Annotated in this window: 21 protein-coding genes; 14 read left to right on the forward strand and 7 right to left on the reverse strand. The window is 63.7% G+C overall.

From position 1 onward, the window contains the following. Nucleotides 1-15: 15 nt before the first annotated feature. Complete coding sequence (locus tag RIdsm_RS10805; protein WP_057819479.1) at nucleotides 16-1401, reverse strand: ammonium transporter; 1386 nt, start codon at nucleotides 1399-1401, stop codon at nucleotides 16-18. Here RIdsm_RS10805 and RIdsm_RS30360 point away from each other — a divergent pair. Next, the gene (locus RIdsm_RS30360; RefSeq protein ID WP_177228447.1) at nucleotides 1369-1632 is read left to right on the forward strand and encodes a hypothetical protein; all 264 of its coding nucleotides are present in this window, start codon (nucleotides 1369-1371) and stop codon (nucleotides 1630-1632) included. The two genes, RIdsm_RS10805 and RIdsm_RS30360, sit on opposite strands and share 33 nt — an antisense overlap. Nucleotides 1633-1692: 60 nt before the next feature. Here the strand turns inward: RIdsm_RS30360 and RIdsm_RS10810 are convergent, their stop codons facing one another. From RIdsm_RS10810 to RIdsm_RS10825, 4 genes are all read right to left on the reverse strand, one after another. Then, nucleotides 1693-1923, reverse strand: coding sequence for a hypothetical protein (locus RIdsm_RS10810; RefSeq protein WP_057819477.1), 231 nt, complete (start codon nucleotides 1921-1923; stop codon nucleotides 1693-1695). A 13-nt stretch (nucleotides 1924-1936) separates the two neighbouring features. Then, on the reverse strand, nucleotides 1937-3367 hold the full coding sequence (locus tag RIdsm_RS10815; RefSeq protein ID WP_057819474.1) for an ammonium transporter: 1431 nt from the start codon (nucleotides 3365-3367) through the stop codon (nucleotides 1937-1939). Nucleotides 3368-3782: 415 nt separating this feature from the next. Then, a complete protein-coding gene (locus tag RIdsm_RS10820) occupies nucleotides 3783-4412 on the reverse strand; it encodes a dimethylsulfonioproprionate lyase family protein (RefSeq protein WP_082647486.1) in 630 nt (209 codons plus the stop codon). Between the two features lie 116 nt (nucleotides 4413-4528). Beyond that, the gene (locus tag RIdsm_RS10825) at nucleotides 4529-5155 is read right to left on the reverse strand and encodes a dimethylsulfonioproprionate lyase family protein (protein ID WP_057819472.1); all 627 of its coding nucleotides are present in this window, start codon (nucleotides 5153-5155) and stop codon (nucleotides 4529-4531) included. A gap of 215 nt (nucleotides 5156-5370) precedes the next feature. Here RIdsm_RS10825 and RIdsm_RS10830 point away from each other — a divergent pair, with 215 nt between their 5' ends. The 13 genes from RIdsm_RS10830 to RIdsm_RS10890 all read left to right on the forward strand — a co-directional run bounded on the left by RIdsm_RS10830 (nucleotide 5371) and on the right by RIdsm_RS10890 (nucleotide 17061). Further along, nucleotides 5371-6816, forward strand: a complete 1446-nt coding sequence (locus tag RIdsm_RS10830) for an aldehyde dehydrogenase family protein (protein WP_057819469.1) — start codon at nucleotides 5371-5373, stop codon at nucleotides 6814-6816. Nucleotides 6817-6898: 82 nt separating this feature from the next. After that, nucleotides 6899-7606 carry a glutathione S-transferase gene (locus tag RIdsm_RS10835; RefSeq protein ID WP_057819467.1) on the forward strand — a complete coding sequence of 236 codons (708 nt, stop codon included), beginning with the start codon at nucleotides 6899-6901 and terminating at the stop codon, nucleotides 7604-7606. Further along, nucleotides 7596-8819 (forward strand): Coenzyme F420 hydrogenase/dehydrogenase, beta subunit C-terminal domain, encoded by a 1224-nt coding sequence (locus RIdsm_RS10840; RefSeq protein WP_057819465.1) that lies wholly within the window; start codon nucleotides 7596-7598, stop codon nucleotides 8817-8819. Before RIdsm_RS10835 ends, RIdsm_RS10840 begins: the two co-directional genes overlap by 11 nt. Further along, the gene (locus RIdsm_RS30365; protein WP_057819462.1) at nucleotides 8816-9289 is read left to right on the forward strand and encodes an ADP-ribosylglycohydrolase family protein; all 474 of its coding nucleotides are present in this window, start codon (nucleotides 8816-8818) and stop codon (nucleotides 9287-9289) included. The genes RIdsm_RS10840 and RIdsm_RS30365 overlap by 4 nt, the downstream gene beginning before the upstream one ends. After that, complete coding sequence (locus tag RIdsm_RS30370; RefSeq protein ID WP_057819459.1) at nucleotides 9290-9667, forward strand: ADP-ribosylglycohydrolase family protein; 378 nt, start codon at nucleotides 9290-9292, stop codon at nucleotides 9665-9667. It abuts the gene before it with no gap. Between the two features lie 13 nt (nucleotides 9668-9680). Continuing rightward, nucleotides 9681-10067 carry a carboxymuconolactone decarboxylase family protein gene (locus RIdsm_RS10855; RefSeq protein WP_057819457.1) on the forward strand — a complete coding sequence of 129 codons (387 nt, stop codon included), beginning with the start codon at nucleotides 9681-9683 and terminating at the stop codon, nucleotides 10065-10067. A 92-nt stretch (nucleotides 10068-10159) separates the two neighbouring features. Further along, on the forward strand, nucleotides 10160-10990 hold the full coding sequence (locus RIdsm_RS10860) for a 3-oxoadipate:acetyl-CoA acetyltransferase (protein WP_057819455.1): 831 nt from the start codon (nucleotides 10160-10162) through the stop codon (nucleotides 10988-10990). Further along, nucleotides 10987-12072, forward strand: coding sequence for a 3-carboxy-cis,cis-muconate cycloisomerase (locus RIdsm_RS10865; RefSeq protein ID WP_057819453.1), 1086 nt, complete (start codon nucleotides 10987-10989; stop codon nucleotides 12070-12072). The genes RIdsm_RS10860 and RIdsm_RS10865 overlap by 4 nt, the downstream gene beginning before the upstream one ends. A gap of 322 nt (nucleotides 12073-12394) precedes the next feature. Further along, entirely contained in the window at nucleotides 12395-13591 is a 1197-nt protein-coding gene (locus tag RIdsm_RS10870; protein WP_057819451.1) for a porin, read from the forward strand. Between the two features lie 111 nt (nucleotides 13592-13702). Continuing rightward, nucleotides 13703-14533, forward strand: a complete 831-nt coding sequence (locus RIdsm_RS10875) for a sulfotransferase domain-containing protein (RefSeq protein WP_057819449.1) — start codon at nucleotides 13703-13705, stop codon at nucleotides 14531-14533. Next, nucleotides 14530-15366 carry a sulfotransferase domain-containing protein gene (locus tag RIdsm_RS10880; protein ID WP_057819447.1) on the forward strand — a complete coding sequence of 279 codons (837 nt, stop codon included), beginning with the start codon at nucleotides 14530-14532 and terminating at the stop codon, nucleotides 15364-15366. The genes RIdsm_RS10875 and RIdsm_RS10880 overlap by 4 nt, the downstream gene beginning before the upstream one ends. Continuing rightward, complete coding sequence (locus RIdsm_RS10885; protein WP_057819444.1) at nucleotides 15363-16202, forward strand: sulfotransferase domain-containing protein; 840 nt, start codon at nucleotides 15363-15365, stop codon at nucleotides 16200-16202. The genes RIdsm_RS10880 and RIdsm_RS10885 overlap by 4 nt, the downstream gene beginning before the upstream one ends. Next, nucleotides 16195-17061 (forward strand): sulfotransferase domain-containing protein, encoded by an 867-nt coding sequence (locus tag RIdsm_RS10890; RefSeq protein ID WP_057819442.1) that lies wholly within the window; start codon nucleotides 16195-16197, stop codon nucleotides 17059-17061. The genes RIdsm_RS10885 and RIdsm_RS10890 overlap by 8 nt, the downstream gene beginning before the upstream one ends. Nucleotides 17062-17063: 2 nt before the next feature. Here the strand turns inward: RIdsm_RS10890 and RIdsm_RS10895 are convergent, their stop codons facing one another. Together RIdsm_RS10895 and RIdsm_RS10900 are read right to left on the reverse strand one after the other, a co-directional pair. Continuing rightward, on the reverse strand, nucleotides 17064-18212 hold the full coding sequence (locus RIdsm_RS10895) for an alkane 1-monooxygenase (protein WP_057819440.1): 1149 nt from the start codon (nucleotides 18210-18212) through the stop codon (nucleotides 17064-17066). A gap of 170 nt (nucleotides 18213-18382) precedes the next feature. Further along, nucleotides 18383-19525, reverse strand: a complete 1143-nt coding sequence (locus RIdsm_RS10900; protein WP_057819437.1) for a TauD/TfdA family dioxygenase — start codon at nucleotides 19523-19525, stop codon at nucleotides 18383-18385. Between the last annotated feature and the right edge of the window lie 674 nt (nucleotides 19526-20199).

Below are 20199 nucleotides of genomic sequence, written 5' to 3' on the forward strand. Positions count from 1 at the left end.
TCTTAAGTCCTCCTGTTACTTGGATGCCGGGGGCGATGCCATGATGCCCTCGGGATAGGCCTGTGCCGGCACCTTGACGGTGTCGAGACCGGCGATTTCAGCAGCTTCCGGCACGCGCAGCATGCCAACCATCTTCAGGATGAGCGAACATCCGTACCCGGTGATGAACCCGATCGCGACGAACACGACCGTGCCCACAAGCTGACCGATGAAGCTGACCGTCGGTACGCCTTCGCCCAGAAGGGCAGGGTAGCCGCTGGCGAAGATGCCAAGAACCAGCATGCCGAAGACACCCATTACGCCGTGAACCGTGACAGCGCCCACCGCGTCGTCGATGCCGAAGCTCTCGATGAAGGCCGCCGCCGGTTTCAGCATCAGCCCCGCCGCCATGGCGATGATGAAGGTGAGCGAGGGGAAGTAGATGTCGACCCCCGAGGCCACCGATATCAGACCGGCCAGCGCGCCCGACATCATCCAGAACGGATCGCGTGTCAGTGTCCAGGCGCCGATGATGCCGCCCGCGACACCCATCAGGATGTTGAAGCTGAGCGCGCCGAGGTTGGTGGGCGTGCCATAGATGGTGGTGAAGTTGCCGCCCCACGACCAGCTTTCGCCGCCGACCACGAGACATCCCATCAGGAAGCCCCAGAAACCCACGACGATCAGCATCAGGCCCGTCGCCGTGAAGGGCATGTTGTGCCCGGCGAGGTTGTTGGCCGTGCCGTCCTCGTTGAACTTGCCGATCCGCGGGCCGAGATTGATCAGCACGCCAAGGGCAAAGAACGCCGCGACCGCGTGCACAAGGCCCGCCGCGCCGAAGTCATGAACGCCCCATTGCTGGATCAGCCAACCGTCCGAATGCCAACCCCATGCGGCCGCCAGCGTCCAGCTGAACCCGCCCAGCACGATCGCCAGGATCACGAAGCCCACCGTCTGGATGCGCTCGATGACCGCGCCCGAGAAGATCGAGGCCGTCGTTGCCGCAAACAGCGTGAAGGCGCCCCAGAAGACGCCGTCGATCTGGTCTTCCGTGTTCGGGCCCATATAGGCCGCCGCGTCGCCCCAGGCGAGCGCGAAGCCGTTGGCGTATTCCGCGCCGGAGATCCCGTTTGGCCCGGCCGAAAGAGAGAACCCCGTGGGGAAGGCCCAGTAGACCCACCAGCCGAAGAAGTAGAAAGCCGGGATCACGAAGGCGAAGGCCAGAATGTTCTTCACGCCCGAAGAAAGGGCGTTCTTGGCGCGCGAGGCGCCCATTTCATAGGCCAGGAACCCTGCATGAATGATGATCATCAGTGGAATGGTTAAGTAATAGTAGGTTTCTGCGAACATCGTGTTCGTCAGATTCCCCTTCGCTTCCAGGGCGGCCACTTGGGCCGCAAGCTCCGCGAGCTGTTCTTCCATGTCGTTCGTACCTCCATACCGTTGGTGGGCTTGCTTACCGGCCCTTTTGGTTCACAATTGGTTCTTTATCAGTGTGAACGCTACACCAATGCTAAGCCAACACAGAATTTCAATGTTGCTGAAATAGAGGGCAAACAGGCTGAAAATACGTGCGTTACCCGTGGTAAACGCTTTGTTCGACGCGGATTATCCCGGCAATGCGGGCAGTTGCCGGGTGAGGGGACCGATTGAACCAAAAACGCCGGCCCAGGGGGCCGGCGCTTGCTTTTTGGGCGATAACTCGAGGTGCGCCTATTCTCGCGCCTCCTCGTCAAATACTCGTTCGAGGCGCTCCTTGCTGCGCGCCGCGGCCTCGTCGACCTCGAACTCCTTCTTCTCGATCCGGGCCTGAAGGATGTGGAACAGCAGCCAGAAGGCGACACCGACAACAAACAGCGTCACCTCCCATCCGACGCCCGGATAGACAGGGCCAAGTTGCGACAGGTCCGCGCCGGACCAGGTTTCGACGATCGTGGTAGACATGATTGCGTCCTCCTCAGGCCAGCAGTCCGAGGCGCTTGGCCTCTTCGATATCGGCTTCCGACACGGCGATCGCGTCGGCCTCCTCTGACAGTTCCTCGCTCATGTCGAGGCCCACCAGCTCCACCGCGGGCGGCACGCGCAGCATGCCCATGCCCTGCAGGATCTTCGAGACGATCCAGGCCGGGATAAAGCCCAGCACGATGAACATGATGCAGGCACCGGCAAGCTGGCCCCATGGCGTGATCACGGCCACCTCTTCATGGTAGCCCGCCGTGGCCGGGTGGCCCCACAGAACGAAGCCGGCAATGATCAGGCCGATGAAACCCGCATAGCCGTGCACCGCAACCGCGCCGACCGGATCGTCGATCTTGAACGTCCGCTCGACCCAGAAATGCAGCTTGTAGGCACAGTAGGCGCCAACCCCGCCGATCAGCATCGCCTCGATCGGGTGGTAGAGGTCATTGCCGGCCGACGCCGTGATGACCCCTGCAAGGCCTGCCGAGTAGGTCCAGAACGCCTCGCCGCGCGAGACGACATAGCCCATCAGCAAGCCGCCCGACAGCGACATCAGGAAGTTGAAGACGATGGCCGACAGGGTGGTGGGCGTCAGGTAGATCGTCGTTGCGGTGAACGTGCCTTCCGCGGCCCCGATGGCGCCCGAGCCGATGATCGGCACGTTGCAGGCCACGTAGAAGCCCCAGAAGCCGCAGTAGATCAGGAAAAGCCCAATCGTCACCAGCCACTTGTTGTGCGGGTTGATGTTGCGCGGGGTGCCGTCGGGGGCGAACTTGCCGATCCTTGGCCCCAGCACGCAGATCACGCCAAGCGCGAAACCGCCCGCGATCGCATGGATCACGCCCGACGCATAGGCGTCGTGATAGCCCAGCTGCGTGACCATCCAGCCATCCGGATGCCAGCCCCAGGCCGCGTCGATGATCCAGGTGAACGAGCCGATGACGACCGCGAGGATCCAGAAGGCCGAGGGCCGGATCCGTTCGATCGTGGCACCCGAGACGATCGAGGCCGCGGTCCAGCTGAACAGCAGGAATGCAGCCCAGAACACGCCGTTCAGGCGCGCCCAGTAGTTGTTGCCGAGATCGACGCCATAGCCCTTGGCCTGCGGGTCGTTGATGCCCGGCCCGCCAAGGTGCGTACCCATCAGCTCGCCCCACGGCACGGCGTTGTCCGATTGGGTAAGGCCGCCGGTGATGCCCGGGCCGTTCGGGAAGGCGAAGTAGATCCACCAGCCGAAGAAGAAGAAGGTCACGGTCACCAGCGGGATCAGCATGGTGTTCTTCATCAGGGTGTGGATGTGGTTCTTGTGACGTGTTGCGCCGACCTCGTACATGCAGAACCCGACGTGGATCAGGAACATGAGCGGTACGGTGACCCAGTAGTAAAATTCGGTGAATATCACCGTCAAAGCACCGATATCGGTATCCATTGACGTGTCCTCCCGTTCAGACATTGTTTCGCGTTTACGGGGGTCTGATCGTCCGGCCCCCAATTCATTCGGACCAGTTTTGGTTTGCTTTTTGTGCTGTTGGTCGCACCAATTATGGCCCAAAAGTGTTTCAACTCTGCATGAGTGTTGGGCATGTTGCCAGATAATTCACCTATCGAATAGAAAAAATTTCACGAAGAGAAAAAAATATTCTTACAAGGGTTGCTCTTGGCGCCGCGACAGGGCTCTTCGCCGCGACGGATCCATGTAGCTCTGTGCGTTTTTCCGCCCATGAAACCTGCAAAGCCGAGGGGGCGTGGCGAATCTGCCCTCAATTTCAGCTTTGCTGTAGCCCCGAGCGAGAACCCTCGGTCCTTTATGTCACCGGAGCGCCGCCGCACCCCGCCGACGCCTGTCACGCGGCGGTCATCCGCGGCGGGTCGGCCAGCCCGGCGCCACGCCAGTAAACCAAGGTCAGGATTGGCGCATCCGTGGTGGTCATGGCGTGGGGCTGGTTCACCCCGTGCAGCCGGGTCGCACCGGGTCCGAGCATGCAGTCGTCCTCGCCGTCGGCATGAAAAAGGCCCGCACCCGAAACGATGGTGTACAGCTCTTCCGGTTCATGCTGGTGGCGCGGGTAGAACAGGTTCGCCCCCCAGAACCCCACCGTGATCCGTGCGCTGTTCGTCACGAAATGCCCCTCCGGCCCGGCCAGCTCGAACCAGCCGAAGCGCTGAAGGAAATCGGCGCCGACCTCGTCCTCGGAATAAGTCAGCCGCCACTCGACGAAAGGCGCGATGGCAAGGATCGCATCGCGTAGCGCCTGCGAGGCTTCCGACGCGGCCCCGGGATCGTTCACCAGGTGCGCAAGGCCCGGCACCTGCACCGGCTCGCGCGAGACATAGGTCAGGTCTTCGGGCCACGGCGCGAACTCCCGCTGCACCGGCGATGCGCCATGCCAGTCGCGCGCCGCCGCAAGCGCGGCGTCGAACAGCGCCCGGACATCACCGGCATCGAGAAGCGGGGAGGGGGCATCGATCTGCATGGGCGGAGCTCCGGCACACGGGAACGCGATGCGCTTCCATGCCAGAGCCCGCTGGCCCCGTCTCACCTGTTTTCGTCAGCAAGACGCCGCGAACAGACCAGCCGGTGCCTTCGGCCTCAGGCCAGCGCGTCGGTTTCGGTCCAGACCGGCTTCTTCTGGATGTCGCCCTTCCATATGACATAGGCGACCAAAGGCGCCGCGTGGGTCGTCAGCGCGTGCGGCGCGTTAACCGGGTGATGCACGATCGCCCCCGGGCCAAGCACGCGCGATCCGCTGCCCTGAAGGTGGAACTCTCCCGACCCCGCCAGCACGAGATAGATCTCCTCCGCCGGGTGGTGATGCATCGGGTAATGAAACCCCGGCGCCTGGTAGACGAAAAAGCTGCGCATCCCCTCGGCGCTCAGAACCGTATCACGGCCAACCACCTCGAAACTGCCGAAATGGGCGTGCAGCGTTTCGCCGAAGGGCGTGTCGCGATAGGTGTCGCGCCAATGCGCACTGCGCGCGGCGGTCAGGGCGCTGTCGTGAAAGGCCTGCAGCGCAGGCAGGGTGGTCAGCCCCGTCTGACCCAGCATCGCGTCGCACAAGGGGTCATGTTTGGCGGCGTAAGCCTGGGGCGTCACCGTGTCGGGGAAATCGCAGAAAGCGGCCAGTTCCGGTACATCCCGGTGCAGTGCCCGCGTTGCATCGAGAAGTGCCTGCCAATGCGTATCGATCATGTTGTCACCAGGGTCATGTGTCATGGGTCTTGTCAAATGACGGCGTCAGCCAGCAGATACTCGTTCATCGCCTCCCGTCCCGCAAGCGCCGTTGCACGCTTACTGTCCGGTCCAATCTCCAGGAGCCCGGCCAGAGCTGGCCACCGGACTTTCCGGTTGCGCTCGCCCCGGTCAGGCGGTTTACCAAAGGGCGACAGGATTGTGTCGCCGGCCCGGCCCGGCGAACGGGAGGGAAGCAGATGAAGGACTATTGGCAGAACTATATCGACGGTGCCTGGGTCGATGGCGGTGCGGGCCGGGTCGATATCATCAACCCCGGCACGGGCGAAACGCTGGCGCAGCAGGCGCTCGCCGACGAAGCCGATATCGACCGCGCGGTTCAGGCTGCCCGCCGCGTCCACCTCTCCGGTGTGCTGACCGACATGCGCCCGGTCGAACGGGGCCGGATGGTGCAGGCGATGGGCCGCTACCTGCTCGACAATCGCGACGCCGTCGCCGAACTGCTGACGCTGGAACAGGGCAAACCGCTCTGGGAGGCGCAGAAGGAAATCGACGGCGCGGCACGCTATTTCGAGTATTACGGCAACCAGGCCGAAACGCTCGAAGGCCGGTCCATCCCCCTCGGCGCGGGTTACTTCGACTTTACCCACTATGAACCCTACGGCGTCTCGGCCCAGATCATCCCGTGGAACTTTCCGCTCGAGATGACCTCGCGCTCGCTCTCCGCCGGGCTTGCCACCGGCAATGCCTGCGTAATCAAGACGCCGGAACTGACGCCGCTCTCGCAGTACATCTTCTGTGAAGCGGCCGAGGCCGTGGGCTTCCCCGCGGGCGCCGTCAACATCATGTGCGGCTGGGGCCATCAGGCCGGCGCCGCACTCTCCGGCCATCCCGACATAAACCAGGTCGTCTTCACCGGCTCGGTCAAGACCGGCATCGCCATCGCCACGGCGGCCGCCCAGAACGTGGTTCCTTGCGTGCTGGAGCTCGGCGGCAAGTCCGCGGCCATCGTTCATGACGACGCCGATCTCGACGCCTTCGAGCGCGATATCCGTTTCGGGATATTCACGAATGCCGGACAGGTCTGCTCGGCCATGAGCCGCGTGCTGGTCCATGAAAGCCGCCATGACGAGGTGATCGACCGCGCCGTGAAGATCGCCAGGTCCGTCTCGGTCGGCCCCGGCATCGAACGCACCGAAGCCGGCCCCACGATGGGCCCGATGGTCAGCGAAGCGCAGCGCGACCGCGCCGCCGGCATGGTGGCGGACGCCGAAGGGCAGGGGGCCACCGTCGCCACCGGCGGGCGCAAGATGAACATTCCCGGCGCCTTCCTCGAACCCACAGTGCTGTCGAACGTCACCCCCGACATGACCATCGCCCAGGAAGAGGTGTTCGGCCCCGTCCTGTCGGTCATGCCCTTCCGCGACGAGGCGCAGGCGATCGAGATCGCCAACGGCACGCAATACGGGCTGGTCGGCGGCGTCTTTACCCGCGACCTCGACCGCGCCACCCGCGCGGCCCGGGCACTCCGCGCCGGGCAGATCTTCGTCAACGAATGGTTCGCCGGCGGCGTGGAAACCCCCTTCGGCGGCTATGGCCGCTCGGGCTATGGCCGCGAAAAGGGGCGCGAGGCGTTGCTCAACTACGTCCAGACCAAGAATGTCGCGATCAGAACGAGGGCGTGAACTGCTTTCTTGAAAAGAAAGCGTCTGGAAATCTTTTAAAGATTTCGCGCTCTTTGTCGGAAACCACGGGGAAAGTGAGAAGATGGCAGATTACACGCTCTATTACTGGCCGCTGCCCTTCCGGGGGCAGTTCATCCGTACGGTGCTGGCCCATGCCGGCGCGACCTGGGAGGAGGCCGACGTCGAAGCGGTCACCGACGTCATGAGCCAGAAGGTCACCGACCAACCCGTCCCTTTCATGGCGCCGCCGATGCTGATCGACCATGATGCCGGCGTCAGCCTCGCCCAGATGCCAGCCATCCTGTCCTTTCTCGGCATGAAGCTCGGCCTGATGCCCGGAGACGCCAAGCGTGCGGCGCTCACCCACAAGATCATCGCCGACGCCAACGACGTCCTCGACGAGGTCACGCGCTACGGCGGCCGTTCCATGTGGACCCGGGAAGAATGGGAGGGTTTCTCCGAAGACCGCCTGCCTCGCTGGGCGCAGATATTCGAGGCCACGGGCCGGGCCCACGGCCTGAAAGCCGACAGCGGCTACATGCTCGGCACGCCCGAGCCGGGGCTCGCCGATCTCGTCACCGCCACGCTCTGGTACACGATGACCGCGAAACTGCTCGATCTGACCACCCTGGTCGAGACCAACGCCCCCCATGTCGCGGCCCTGGGTGAGCGTATCATGTCCACCGATGCGCTGGCCGCCATGCGCGACGATACCGACACCCGCTTCGGCCACGCCTGGTGCGGCGGGCTGATCGAGGCCTCGATCCGCGAGATGCTCAATGAGCAGTGAGGCCCGCCGGCCCGCCTCCGTGCGAGAGGTCGTCGAGCACGGACTCTGCATCGGCTGCGGCCTGTGCGAGGCATTGGGTCCCTACCGCTGGAAGATGACCATGACCGGCGAAGGGCGCCTGCGCCCGGCACCGCTCGGCGAAGAAACCCCGCAAGCCGATGCCGATATCCTCGCCGCCTGTCCCGGCGTGGTGACCGAGGCCACGGCCAACGGCCCGGAATACGACGAGGTTTGGGGCCGCTACGCCCATATGGGCGAGGCCTGGGCCGGCGACCCCGAGATCCGCTTCCGCGCCGCCACCGGCGGGGTGCTCACCGCCCTCGGCGTGCACCTGATCAAGAGCGGCAAGGCGAAGTTCATCCTGCACTGCACGGCCGATCCGGCCCATCCTGTCCGCTCCAAATGGGTGATGAGCGAAACGCCTGAAGACGTTGCGCGACGCTCCGGGTCGCGGTATGGCCCGTCAAATACGCTTGCGGGGCTTGAGGTGGCGCTCGACCGTGGCGAGCCTTTCGCCATCATCGCCAAGCCTTGCGACGCCGGCGCCGTGCGTGCCCGCGCCAAGGCCGACCCCCGGCTCGACGCGCTGCTTGTCGCCGTGCTGGTCATGGTCTGCGGCGGTGCTTCCGATCTCGGCAAGTCGTGGATGCTGCTCGACGAGCTTGGCGTGCCAGAGGAAGACGTGACCGTCTTCCGCTACAGAGGATACGGCAACCCCGGCCGGGCCCGTGTGGAAACAAAAGACGGCCGCGCCTTCGAGCGGACCTATGAAGAGCTCTGGGGCGACGAGGCCGGCTGGCGCATCCAGACCCGATGCAAGCTCTGCCCCGACGCCATCGGCGAGGCCGCCGACGTGGCCGCCGCCGATATCTGGCCCGGCGCGCAGCCCGAGGGCGAGGATGCGGGCTTCAACGGGATCATAACCCGCACGGACACCGGTCAGCATCTCATGCAATCGGCGGTGAAGTCCGGCGACCTGATCCTTGGAAAGGATCACACGCCCCGCGACTACGACCATTTCCAACCCCACCAGGTAAACAAGAAACGCGCCATGGCCGCCCGCCTGCGCGGCCTGTCCCGCGCGGGCTGGCCGGTCTATGCCCACGCGGGCCTGCGTCTCGACACGCTCGACACCGGGGACGAGAGGGAAGAGCAGGGCGCCCATGACCGCGCTCTCAACGGGCGGTTCGCCGAGAAGCTGCCGCGCCCATGACGCAGACTGCCAAGCCCTTCACGCAGGACGAGGCCCGCGGCATGCTGATCGGGCTCGCGGTGGGCGACGCGCTCGGCACCACGCTGGAATTCCGCGAACGCGGCACCTTCGACCCGGTCACCACCATCACTGGCGGCGGCCCGTTCAACCTGAAGCCCGGCCAGTGGACAGACGACACCTCGATGGCCATGTGCCTTGCACAGATGCTGCGCTCTGCCAATGGCTGGGATCCCGAAGACGCCATGAAGCGTTTCGTCAACTGGCGCCGCCACGGCTATCTCTCCTCGACCGGTGCGTGCTTCGACATCGGCACCCAGACCGCCGAGGCGCTCGACCTCTTCGAGAAGACCCGCACCCCCTATTGCGGCCCGACCGACGAGGCGAAATCCGGCAATGGCGGCATCATGCGGCTGGCTCCCGTGGTTCTGGCCTATGGCTCGCAGGTCGACAGCGCCATGGCCGTGGCCTAGATGCAAAGCCGCCTGACCCATGCCAGCCCCACCTGCATGAAGGCCGCGGCCAGCATGGCGCGTTTCATGGTGACCGGCGATACCGGCTTCCTGCCGTGCCCCGACGGCCCGCCGGACGTGGCCAGCGGCTATGTCGTGCACACGCTTCATGCGGCATTCTGGGCGCTGACGCAGGGAGACAATTTTCGCGACGTTCTGCTCGCCGCAGTCAATCTCGGCGGCGACGCAGACACCGTGGGCGCGGTCGCGGGCCAACTCGCCGGCCGCCTTTACGGCTACGAGGGCATTCCGGCAGAATGGCGCCGCGTGCTTTACGACCATGACAAGATACTGACAGCCGCGGACGACCTCTATGTCCTGCGGCCCATAGATGTTTGAAAAGGGAGGTGACATGAGCACATTCGACGAAGACCTGTTCCTGAAGGGGCTCGAACAGCGCAAGGCGACATTGGGCGCCGAATATGTAGAGAAGAACCTCGAAGCCGCCGACGATTTCACCCGCCCGTTCCAGGAGGCGATGACAGCCTGGTGCTGGGGGTTCGGCTGGGGCGACGACGTGATCGACCCCAAGACCCGCTCGATGATGAACCTCGCCATGATCGGCGCCCTGGGCAAGATGACAGAGTGGGAAATCCACTGCAGGGGCGCCCTCACCAACGGCGTCACCAAGGACGAGATCCGCGCCATCATCCACGTGGTCGGCATCTACTGCGGCGTGCCGCAATCGCTGGAATGTTTCCGCGTCGCCAAGAAGGTGCTCGAGGAAAAGGGCCTGTAACGGCAACGGCCCGCCCGCGCGGGCTGTCCCGCCTCGCTTGCGGGGCAAAGGCTTAGGCCGTAAATCATATGCAAACTCGAGGGGAGACCACCATGACCAACCCGTGCATCATCTGTGTCGCGATCACCGGCTCGGTGCCGCAGCAATCCGACAACCCGGCCGTGCCGATCACCATCGAGGAACAGGTCGAGTCGACCCAGGAAGCCTTCGAGGCGGGCGCCTCCATCGCCCATTGCCACGTCCGGATGGAGGACGGCACGCCAACCTCCGACCCCGAACGCTTCGCCCGCCTGAAAGAGGGGCTCGAGAAACACTGCCCTGGCATGATCGTGCAGCTTTCCACCGGTGGCCGCTCCGGCGCAGGCCAGGCGCGGGGCGGCATGCTGCCGCTGCGCCCTGACATGGCCTCGCTCTCGGTGGGCTCCAACAACTTCCCCACGCGCGTCTACGAGAATCCGCCGGATCTCGTCGACTGGCTGGCAGGCGAGATGCGCACCTACGAGGTCGTGCCCGAAATCGAGGCCTTCGATCTCAGCCATATCCTGCAGGCCATCCGCCTGCACGAGCAGGGCAAGCTTTACGGGCCGCTCTACGTGCAATTCGTGATGGGCGTGAAGAACGCCATGCCCGCCGACAAGGAAGTTTTTGATTTCTATGTCAAAACCGTAAAAGAGCGCGCGCCGGAAGCGCAATGGTGCGCCGCCGGGATCGGGCCCAACCAGGTCGTCGTGAACGAATGGGCCATTGCCGCGGGCGGCCACACCCGCACCGGCCTCGAAGACAATATCCGCCTCGACCGCGAAACGCTGGCGCCGTCCAATGCCGCGCTGGTCCGTCGCGCCGTCGAGCTCTGCGGCAAGTACGACCGTCCTGTCGCCACGGCGTCCGAGGCCCGTTCCATCCTTGGCCTGAGGGCCGCGTGACCGGGGCCGAACCCGGCGGTTGGCTCGAGGCCGTCGCGGGCGACGCCCCGACAGCCTCGCGCCTTGCCGAAGCCAGTCGGCTGAAGGACATGCTGCGCGTGGAGGCCGCCTATTCCCGCGCTCTCGGCGCCGTGGGGCAGGTGACGCCCGAGGCCGCAGAGGCCGCCGCCGCCGCCATCGAGACGGCAGAGATCGACACCGCAAAGCTGGCACGGGAAGCCGCCGAGGATGGCATGCCCGTCCCGTCGCTCTCGCGACAGCTGCGCGCGGCCGTACCGGAAGACCTGCAGCGTGCCGTTCACAAGGGCCTTACTTCGCAGGACGTGATGGATACGGCGCTCGTGCTCGCCCTGCGTGATATCCTCGATGATTTCGAAACCCGTCTCGACCGGGTCGACGCAGCTCTCGCTAAGCTCGACGACGCATTCGGCGCGGGTCCCCTCATGGCACGCACGCGGATGCAGGCGGCCCTACCGGTGACCGTGTCCGACCGCATTGCGCTCTGGCGCCGCCCCTTGCCGGGCCACCGCGAGCGGCTGGCCCAGCTCCGCCCCCGGCTCCTGCGCCTGCAACTGGGCGGGCCGGTCGGCACCCGCGGCACCTTCCACGGGCAAGGCGACGCCATCGCCCGGCACATGGCCGGGGCGCTGGACCTCGGCAGCCCCGAAACCGCCTGGCACACCGACCGCAGCCCGCTTGCCGAACTCGGCAGCTGGCTTTCGATGGTGACGGGCAGCCTTGGCAAGATGGGTCACGACATCGCGCTGATGAGCCAGCAGGGCGTCGATGCGGCGCAGCTCAAGGGGGGCGGTTCTTCCTCGGCGATGGCACACAAGGTAAACCCCGTCGGGGCCGAACTGCTCGTCACGCTGGCCCGGTTCACCGCGGTGCAACTTCCGGGTCTGCATCTCGCGCTCGATCACGAGCAGGAACGCTCGGGCATCTCCTGGACTCTCGAATGGCTCGTTCTGCCCCCGATGCTGATCGCGACCGGCGCCGCGCTTGCCCGCGCCGAAGCCCTTCCGGCCGCCATCGAGCGGCTGGGCGACGACGGGGGCGAAAAGGGAACACGCGACGCGTGAAACCGATTCCAAATGCGCTCGACTCGGTCCCGGAAATGCCCCGGTCGGGCGCGCGATTCCTCCTCTCGGGGCGGCGTTCGCAAGGCGGGGCCAAAGCGGCCCGACAGGGCGAAAATCGGGATATTATAAGGAAAAAAGGGCCTTTCGGTTCCGGGCCTGTCGGAAGTGTGTGATTATTACGTCACAACGCGGGCAACAACCGCGGCAAGGGGGGGGCTCGCGTTGACACCTGAGGGGTATTTGGCCCATTCCATCATCAAGCCGTTTCCAAGTACTGGTGCGGTGGAACATGAAACTTTCCTGCTTACTAGGAGGGACAACCTTGAAAAAGCAACTTCTCTGCACCAGCGCGATCGCTCTCGGCATCGCAGCTGCGCCGGCAGCAGCCCAGGAGTGGAACCTGGACTGGGGCGGCTACATGAACCAGCACGTTGCGTTCGGTGACATCTCGGACAACCTGACCGCTCTGACCGGTCTGGCCAGCCCGGACTGGGAAGGCGACGGCCTTGACCTGCACCAAACCACCGAGATCATCTTCACGCCGAGCGTCACGCTCGACAACGGGATGACCTTCGGTATCAACGTTCAGCTCGAAGGCGAGCGTACCGCAGCAAACATCGACGAAACCTACATGTCGATCAGCAGCGATACCTTCGGCCGCCTCGACCTGGGTGCTGAAAACTCGGCTGGTTACAAATCGATGGTTGGCGCACCTGGCGTTACCTCGATGTACATCAACTCGCCCTCGACCTCGGCGTTCATCCCGTACACCGGTGTTGACGCGTTCCTGTCGGCCGCAGCTGGTACCCCGATCACTCTGGTTACCCTGCCGTTCCGTCAAGCAGGTCTGTCGTCCTACACTGAGGTTGGCGGCAACAACGACGTTCAGCGTATCACCTACTACACGCCGGACTTCAACGGCCTGACCGTCGGTGTTTCGTACGCTCCGCAAGGCGTCGTGAACGCTGCATCGAGCTTCAGCATCAACAAAAACGCGGTTCTGTCGGACATCTTCGACATCGGTGTTAACTACTCGAACACCTTTGGCTCGACCGACATCACGCTGGCCGCTCGCTGGGGTACCGGTGACTCGCCGAGCACCGCACCGACCGCTTCGGACTTCGAAACCTGGGGTGTTGGCTTCCAAGTTGGCTTCAACAACATCACCGTTGGTGGTAGCTGGACCGAAAACGACAACGACGAAACCCTCGTTCCGTCGGTTATCGGCATCGGCGACTCGGAAGGCTGGAGCTTTGGTGTCACCTACGACGCCGCTGGTCCGTGGGCCTTCGAAGCTCTGACCTACCAGTCGGAAACCGACCTGGTTGTTGGTGGTGTTGCCCTGGGCAAAACCGATCGTGAAGCCTACCGCATCGGCGCAAGCCGTACGCTTGGACCGGGCGTCGATTGGGATATCTACGTGGTTCACGAAACCCGTGACGCCAACATCCTCGGCGCCCTCCCGGGCGACGAAGTTGAAGGCACCCTGCTGGGTACCGCGATCAACCTGAGCTTCTAAGAAGCTGAAAGGTTCGTCCTAGCGGGCGGGGGGATGCAAATCCCCCCGCCTTGCGTCGTTTTACGCAACAGAAATACCCCTCAGACGCTTACCCGATCGGACCAGAGTGGCATGAAGAACAGTATCGTCTGGCTGGCCTCTTTTCCCAAGTCGGGCAATACGTGGACGCGGATCTTTCTCGCGAACTACTTCGCCAACCGCGACGCGCCCCTCTCGATCAACGAGGCAGACCGCTTCGGTTTTGGCGACTCCGTCCTCAGCATGTACCAGCGCGTCGCCGGCCCCGGCCTCGACGTGAACAACAAGCCCCAGGTCGTGAGTGTCAGGAACCATGTGCTTCAGGCCATCGTCGCGAACAATGCCGACCTGAATTTCGTCAAGACTCACAATGCCTTCACCAATGCCTACGGGGTCGACCTCTTCCCACGGCAGGTGTCGCGCTGCGGCATTTACATCGTCCGCAACCCGCAGGACGTGGTGCTGTCCTATGCCCGCCACTTCGGGATCAGCCACGAAGACGTCGTGATGCGCATGTCACGCAGCGATCACCTGACGCTGCCTTACGAAAACCAGGTCACGCAATTCCTCGGTTCCTGGTCGGATCACGTCTCCGGCTGGGCGTCGACCGGGGTGTTTCCGGTGCTGACCGTCCGCTACGAAGACATGCTCGACCGGCCCGTCGACAGTTTCCGCGCGATCCTGCAACATATCGGCGCTCCCGTGGATGAAGCCCGCCTTGAAAAGGCCGTGCGCTTCTCCAGCTTTGACGAAGTCTCGAAACAGGAACGCGAGCAGGGCTTCAAGGAAGCCTCGCATTACGCCGACCGGTTCTTCACGAAAGGCGAGGCGGGCCAATGGCGAGAGGGGCTCGCCCCCGAGCTATCACGAAAAATCCGCAAGCAGCACCGCAAGGTCATGAAAAAACACGGGTATCTGGAATGACCCCGCAGAAGAATATAGTCTGGCTGGCGTCCTACCCGAAATCGGGCAACACCTGGGTGCGCATCTTCCTGGCCAACTACTTCGCCAACGAGGACAAGCCGCTCTCGATCAATGATGCCGGCCGGTTCGGCTTTGGCGACAGCGCGGCGTCGATGTACCGCAAGGTGGCGGGCGGCCCCATCGACCCGAACAACAAGCGGCAGATCCTCGCCCTGCGCCCGCACCTGCTCAAGGCGATCGCCTCGAACGGGGCCAGCGTCAATTTCATCAAGACCCACAATGTCGACTCGCAGGTCTTCGGCGTCGACCTGATCCCCCCGCAACCCACCCGGACAGCCATTTACATCGTCCGGAACCCGCTCGACGTCACGCTGTCCTTCGCGCGGCATTTCGCCATGAGCCACGACGCAGCGGTCGAAACCATCGGTCGCAGCAACTATGTGACCGAGTCGAATGCGAAACAGGTCACCGAATACCGCGCCTCGTGGTCCGACCACGTCACCAGCTGGACGCAGGAAAAGCGGTTCCCGGTGGTTCTGCTGCGCTACGAGGACATGCTGCAAGACCCGGTCAAGGCCTTCGAGGGCATGTTGACCCGCGCCGCTCTGCCGGTCGACAGGGCCCGGATCGAGAAGGCCGTGCGCTTTTCCAGCTTCGAAGAGGTGTCGAAACAGGAAAAGGAAGGTGGCTTCAAGGAAACCTCCGAGGTCGCCGACCAGTTTTTTACCTTCGGCACCAGCGGGCAATGGCAAACCGCGCTTGCACCCGAACTGGTCGAGAAGGTACGTAAACAGCACCGCAAGATGATGAAAAAACACGGGTATCTCGAATGAGCGCGCCAAAGAGCATTATCTGGCTGGCCTCCTATCCCAAGTCGGGCAACACCTGGACGCGGATATTCCTGGCCAACTACCTCATGAACTCCGACAAGCCTGTTCCGATCAACCAGGTGCATCGCTTCGGCATGGGAGACTCCATTCCGCGCATGTACCAGATGGTCGCCGGCCGCCAGATCGACGTGCGCGATTACCAGGAAACGCTGAAACTGCGCGACAAGGTGCTTGCCGGCATCGTCGCCAACAAGGCCGACGTCAATTTCGTCAAGACCCACAACGTCCGGGCCGAGGCGTTCGGCGTCACCCTGATCCCCGACCGGTTCACCAAATCGGCGATCTACATCATCCGCAACCCCTTGGATATGCTGGTTTCCTTCGCCCGCCACTATGGCCTCAGCCACCAGGATACGGCCACCGCCATCGCCCGCTCGGATCACGCCAACTCGGCCGATGGCACAACCGTGACCCAATTCCTCGGAAGCTGGTCCGAGCACGTCGCCAGTTGGACGGAAAACATGCCATACCCGGTTTGCGTGCTGCGCTACGAAGACATGCTCGCGAAGCCCGAGGAAAGTTTCGGCAAGGTGCTCTCGCATATCGGTATCCCGAACGACCCAGCCCGCCTCGACAAGGCGATCCGCTTTTCCAGCTTCGACGAGTTGTCCAAGCAGGAACAGGATGGCGGTTTTGTCGAAAGCTCACCCAAGAACGAGCGTTTCTTTTCCAAGGGCAAGAGCGGCCAATGGCAGTCGGAGCTGTCCCCCGAGATCGTCGAACAGGTGAAGTCGGATCACCACAAGTACATGAAAAAATACGGATATCTCGATGAGTAACCTGCGGCGGATCATCTGGCTGGCCTCCTACCCGAAATCCGGCAACACCTGGATGCGCAGCCTTCTGGCGCATTACTTCATGCCGCCGGGGCAGGCGCCCGACATCAACAACCTGCGCCGCTTCACCACGGCCGATGTCCGGCAGGATTTCTTCGACGCCGCGAATGGCGGCCCGTTTTCGACCCAAAGCGTGAACGAGTGGCTACAGGTCCGGCAAAAGGCCGTGCGCCTCATCGCCGGCTCCAAGCCGGGCACGCATTTCGTCAAGACGCACTGCCAGGCCGTCCAGTACATGGGCCAGCACCTCATCCCGCCCGAGGTCACCGCGGGCGCCATCTACATCATGCGCAACCCGTTCGATCTTGCCCCGTCCTTCGCCCGCCACCAGAGCGCCGATATCGACACCGCGATCGAGCGGATGATGAACCCGGAGACCATGATGGGCACCGATACCGGTATCCGCGACGCGATGGGCCGCTGGGACACCCATATCGAGACATGGACAAGCGCGCCGGGCCTGCCGCGCCACGTGGTCCGCTACGAGGATATGCTCGACAAGCCCGCCAAGGTCATGCGCGGCCTGCTCGATTTCCTCAGCGTGAAACCCGACAGCGCCAAGCTCGCCAAGGCGATCAAGGCAACCACCTTCGAGGCGATGAAGAAACAGGAGGAAGCCAACGGCTTCTTCGAACGCCCCGCCGGCATGCAGGCCTTCTTCGCCAAGGGGCAGGCCGGCGTCTGGCGCGAGGATCTGACCCCGGCCCAGGTCGGCCGCATTCGCGAGGCGTTCCTGCCGACGCTGGAAAAGTGGTATCCCGAACTTCTGAAGGAAACCGCCGAGGTCGCCGCTGCCGGCTGAACTCAACCCGCGCCGCGCGGGGCAGGGGGCGTCATCCTCTTGTAGGGCCCCCAGTCGGTGATCTCGGGGTAGAACCGCTTCCGCCAAGCCCGAACCTTGGGGTTGAACACCCGCCGCCACAGCGGCGGCACCATCGCGAGCGCCGTCATCGGTGGATAGCCCGTCGGCAGCATCGGCACCTGGCTCTCGTCATAGACCTGCAACAGCGGATAGCGCCGCATCGGATGCACGTGGTGGTCGGCATGGCGCTGCAGGTTGATCAGCAGCAGCCCTGACACCGTATGCGCTGAATCCCACGAATGATGCGGCCGCACCGGCTCATACTTTCCGTCGCCCAGGTGTTTTCGCGTCAGCCCGTAATGCTCGACATAGTTGGTCAGCTCCAGCTGCCAGATCGCCACGATGGCTTGGAACAGGAACAGTCCGACACCCACCATTCCGCCGATCGTATAGGCCAGCGCGAGGAAAAACGCCTGCAACGCCAGATACTTCCAGATCGGATTTGACCTGTGCCACGGCCCAAGCCCCTTGCGCGCCAACATGGCCCGTTCAGCCCGCCAGGCCGAAGCGAACCCGTCGCGCAGCACCCGAAAGAAATACCGGTGAAACCCCTCGTTATACCGCGCCGTCACGGTATCGCGCGGTGTGCCGACATACGGATGGTGCACCAGCAGGTGCTCCGTTCGGAAATGCCCGTACATCACCAGCGCCATCAGCAGATCGCCCAGCGTCCGCTCTACCCGGTTCGCCTTGTGAAACAGCTCATGCGCATAGACGATGCCAACAACGCCAGTGGTCACCCCGATGCCGAACATGATCCCCAGCGTCTCCAGCGTCGAATGCACGGCCACATGTGTCAGGTACCAAAGGCTCCCGTAAACCAGCACGAACTGCACCGGGAACCAGATCCATGTCAGCAACCGGAACCAGAACAGCGCGTCGTCGGGCGTGTCGGGATCCGGGTTTCGCAGGTTCCGGCCCAGAACCATGTCCAGAAGCGGCATCAGCACCCAGCCATAGAACGGCACCAGCAGGATGGCCCAGCCGCCCTGCGTCACCGCCAGCGCGACCAGCGGCACGAAGGTCAGCGTCATCCAGTAAGGCCAAGCCCGAAGGCGGGCCGGTTGCGCGGCGCCTGGAATGCTCGTCATCTTGCCGGACCCTCTCGTCATATAGGGGTAAGTTTCGGCAAGAATGCTGGCAACGCGCGTTACTGTCCTTGACCCGCATCAAGTGCGCGGCGGAACAGACTGTTTCCGTTGAATAAAGGCGCAAGGCGCCGCGCCGCTCTCACGGCGCGACACCAATCATCGGGCGCGGTCTACTCCGCGGCGGTCGCCACCGGCAGCCCGTCATGCCCTTTCGTGGCCAGCGTGCGATACGTGCTCCACGTCGCGCCACGGTCGGTATAGCACCCGCGCAGGTGCCGCTCGCCGCTATCGGCCGAGAACGCTTCCCGCCCGTGCACGATCCTGTGGTTGTCGAACACGATGCATTCCCCGGCATTGAGCCGGAACCGGCACACGAAACGCGGGTCCTGCATCATCCGGATGAACTTGCAGAACGCCGGGTAATAGCTGTCGAGCACCTCCTGCGGCAGGTCCATGTCCTCCTGAAGATGCTGGGAAATCGTCACGCCCGAGACATTGCCCCGCGCGTCGAGCTCGATCACCTTCTGCCAGGCCCGGTAATCCCAGCCGTCATGGCGGTAGAAAAACGGAATCTCGTGCGTCGCCAGAAGCTCGAACGCCTCGGGATCTTCCTCCCGCAGCGCCCCGGCCACCGCGGCCCCGTCCAGAAACAGGCTGAAGCCGCCCTCCACGGTGTTCGCCCGGCAATGCAGGAACTGAACGCCCGGCGCCATCTCCTCGCCGGGCAGGTCGGTATGCATCTCCAGCGGACCGGCGGTAAATGCAAGGTTCGTGGGCTCGATCTCGAGCCGCACCTCGAAGTAATGCCCTTCGCCGGTAGGCGTCACCGGCCCAAGGCAGTTGACCAGCCGCGTCAGGCTCTCATCGCTGTTCTCCATCCCGGTGACCAGCGCGACGCCTTCCTCGATCAGCGCCCGAGACAGCCGCGCACGGCCCTCGTCCGTGCCCTCGACCTCGGCCTGGGACACGCGCCGAAACTGCGCGTTGTGCCCGGCATACCAAAGCTGCCGGGGCAGGTCGGCCGGGTCGGGCTTGCGGCCATTGGCGACGAATGCCTCGAGCTTTTCCATCGGAATGCGCGTCACGTGATCTTCGTTCGCCCACTCGATCTCCAGCGCGTCGTCGGCGATCCGCGCACTCCGCGCGCTCGGGGATGCCTTGAGCGACGTGACATCAAAGACCCGTTCCCGGGTCTGCGGGTCGATCGTCGTCGGGCAGGCATCGCGCAGCCAGTGATAGTTGAAATAGGTTTCACCGCGGGTGAGCGGTGCAATCAGTCCGTTGTCCCTGAGCTGGACCTCGGCGTGCGTCATGGTCGTCTCCGTCTGTTTGTGGTGTGGAAGTTTGAAAGGGCCGGAACGCGCCTTCAGGCCGACTGACCCGTCACGTCACAGGTTTCCGTCATGCCGGTATGAGTGGCATCCAGTCTTCGCATGTCCGGTTCGTTGATACGGCCAGCAGGCCGTTGTTCGGGGAAAGGGGGGAGCCCCTTTTACACGGGCAAGTTGCCCGACCGGCGTGGCCCGGTCTGACCCAGGTTCCGCCTACCGTTCCACAGGAAGGCGGCAGCAGGCTCGATCCGGTTCAAACCGAAGGCCATTCTGGAAGTCTGATGCACGTTGGGCATACCGGCTGTCCCGTCCTGTGTTCCCCCCGTTTATTGCAGTCCCGAACCGGGTATTCAAACAATTGGTTCCGGCCAGCTGCTCCATGAGAATGCAATGCGCCGCTGCATGTTCCCGAACGTCCTTTTCTTGGGCACGAGGCGCGGGAAAGCGGCGTTTCCGGGATGGGTCTGCCGGGCCTCCACATGGTGTCCGTCCTTCTATCGCCTCCGGTTCCCGAAGATCGCGCCGATATTTTGAGAATCGCCGCCCTCACGTGTCGCCGATAGGCGTGAACGCGGAACGGATCATTTTTGCCCCGCCGTGGCGACTCCTCTCGAAAAGACCGGCAAAATGCGTCAAAACCCCACGAAGTCATCAGC

Source organism: Roseovarius indicus, assembly GCF_008728195.1.
In the GTDB taxonomy this organism is placed as follows: Bacteria; Pseudomonadota; Alphaproteobacteria; order Rhodobacterales; family Rhodobacteraceae; genus Roseovarius; species Roseovarius indicus.

Excerpts from the sequence above, each read along its gene's own strand:
- RIdsm_RS10890 (WP_057819442.1), top strand. The coding sequence starts at position 16,195 with ATGAGTAACCTGCGGCGGATCATCTGGCTGGCCTCCTACCCGAAATCC.
- RIdsm_RS10815 (WP_057819474.1), bottom strand. The coding sequence starts at position 3,367 with ATGGATACCGATATCGGTGCTTTGACGGTGATATTCACCGAATTTTAC.
- RIdsm_RS10895 (WP_057819440.1), bottom strand. The coding sequence starts at position 18,212 with ATGACGAGCATTCCAGGCGCCGCGCAACCGGCCCGCCTTCGGGCTTGG.
- RIdsm_RS10825 (WP_057819472.1), bottom strand. The coding sequence starts at position 5,155 with ATGACACATGACCCTGGTGACAACATGATCGATACGCATTGGCAGGCA.
- RIdsm_RS10835 (WP_057819467.1), top strand. The coding sequence starts at position 6,899 with ATGGCAGATTACACGCTCTATTACTGGCCGCTGCCCTTCCGGGGGCAG.
- RIdsm_RS10860 (WP_057819455.1), top strand. The coding sequence starts at position 10,160 with ATGACCAACCCGTGCATCATCTGTGTCGCGATCACCGGCTCGGTGCCG.
- RIdsm_RS10830 (WP_057819469.1), top strand. The coding sequence starts at position 5,371 with ATGAAGGACTATTGGCAGAACTATATCGACGGTGCCTGGGTCGATGGC.
- RIdsm_RS10810 (WP_057819477.1), bottom strand. The coding sequence starts at position 1,923 with ATGTCTACCACGATCGTCGAAACCTGGTCCGGCGCGGACCTGTCGCAA.
- RIdsm_RS10820 (WP_082647486.1), bottom strand. The coding sequence starts at position 4,412 with ATGCAGATCGATGCCCCCTCCCCGCTTCTCGATGCCGGTGATGTCCGG.
- RIdsm_RS10840 (WP_057819465.1), top strand. The coding sequence starts at position 7,596 with ATGAGCAGTGAGGCCCGCCGGCCCGCCTCCGTGCGAGAGGTCGTCGAG.
- RIdsm_RS30370 (WP_057819459.1), top strand. The coding sequence starts at position 9,290 with ATGCAAAGCCGCCTGACCCATGCCAGCCCCACCTGCATGAAGGCCGCG.
- RIdsm_RS10805 (WP_057819479.1), bottom strand. The coding sequence starts at position 1,401 with ATGGAAGAACAGCTCGCGGAGCTTGCGGCCCAAGTGGCCGCCCTGGAA.
- RIdsm_RS10875 (WP_057819449.1), top strand. The coding sequence starts at position 13,703 with ATGAAGAACAGTATCGTCTGGCTGGCCTCTTTTCCCAAGTCGGGCAAT.
- RIdsm_RS10885 (WP_057819444.1), top strand. The coding sequence starts at position 15,363 with ATGAGCGCGCCAAAGAGCATTATCTGGCTGGCCTCCTATCCCAAGTCG.
- RIdsm_RS30365 (WP_057819462.1), top strand. The coding sequence starts at position 8,816 with ATGACGCAGACTGCCAAGCCCTTCACGCAGGACGAGGCCCGCGGCATG.
- RIdsm_RS10880 (WP_057819447.1), top strand. The coding sequence starts at position 14,530 with ATGACCCCGCAGAAGAATATAGTCTGGCTGGCGTCCTACCCGAAATCG.
- RIdsm_RS10900 (WP_057819437.1), bottom strand. The coding sequence starts at position 19,525 with ATGACGCACGCCGAGGTCCAGCTCAGGGACAACGGACTGATTGCACCG.
- RIdsm_RS10855 (WP_057819457.1), top strand. The coding sequence starts at position 9,681 with ATGAGCACATTCGACGAAGACCTGTTCCTGAAGGGGCTCGAACAGCGC.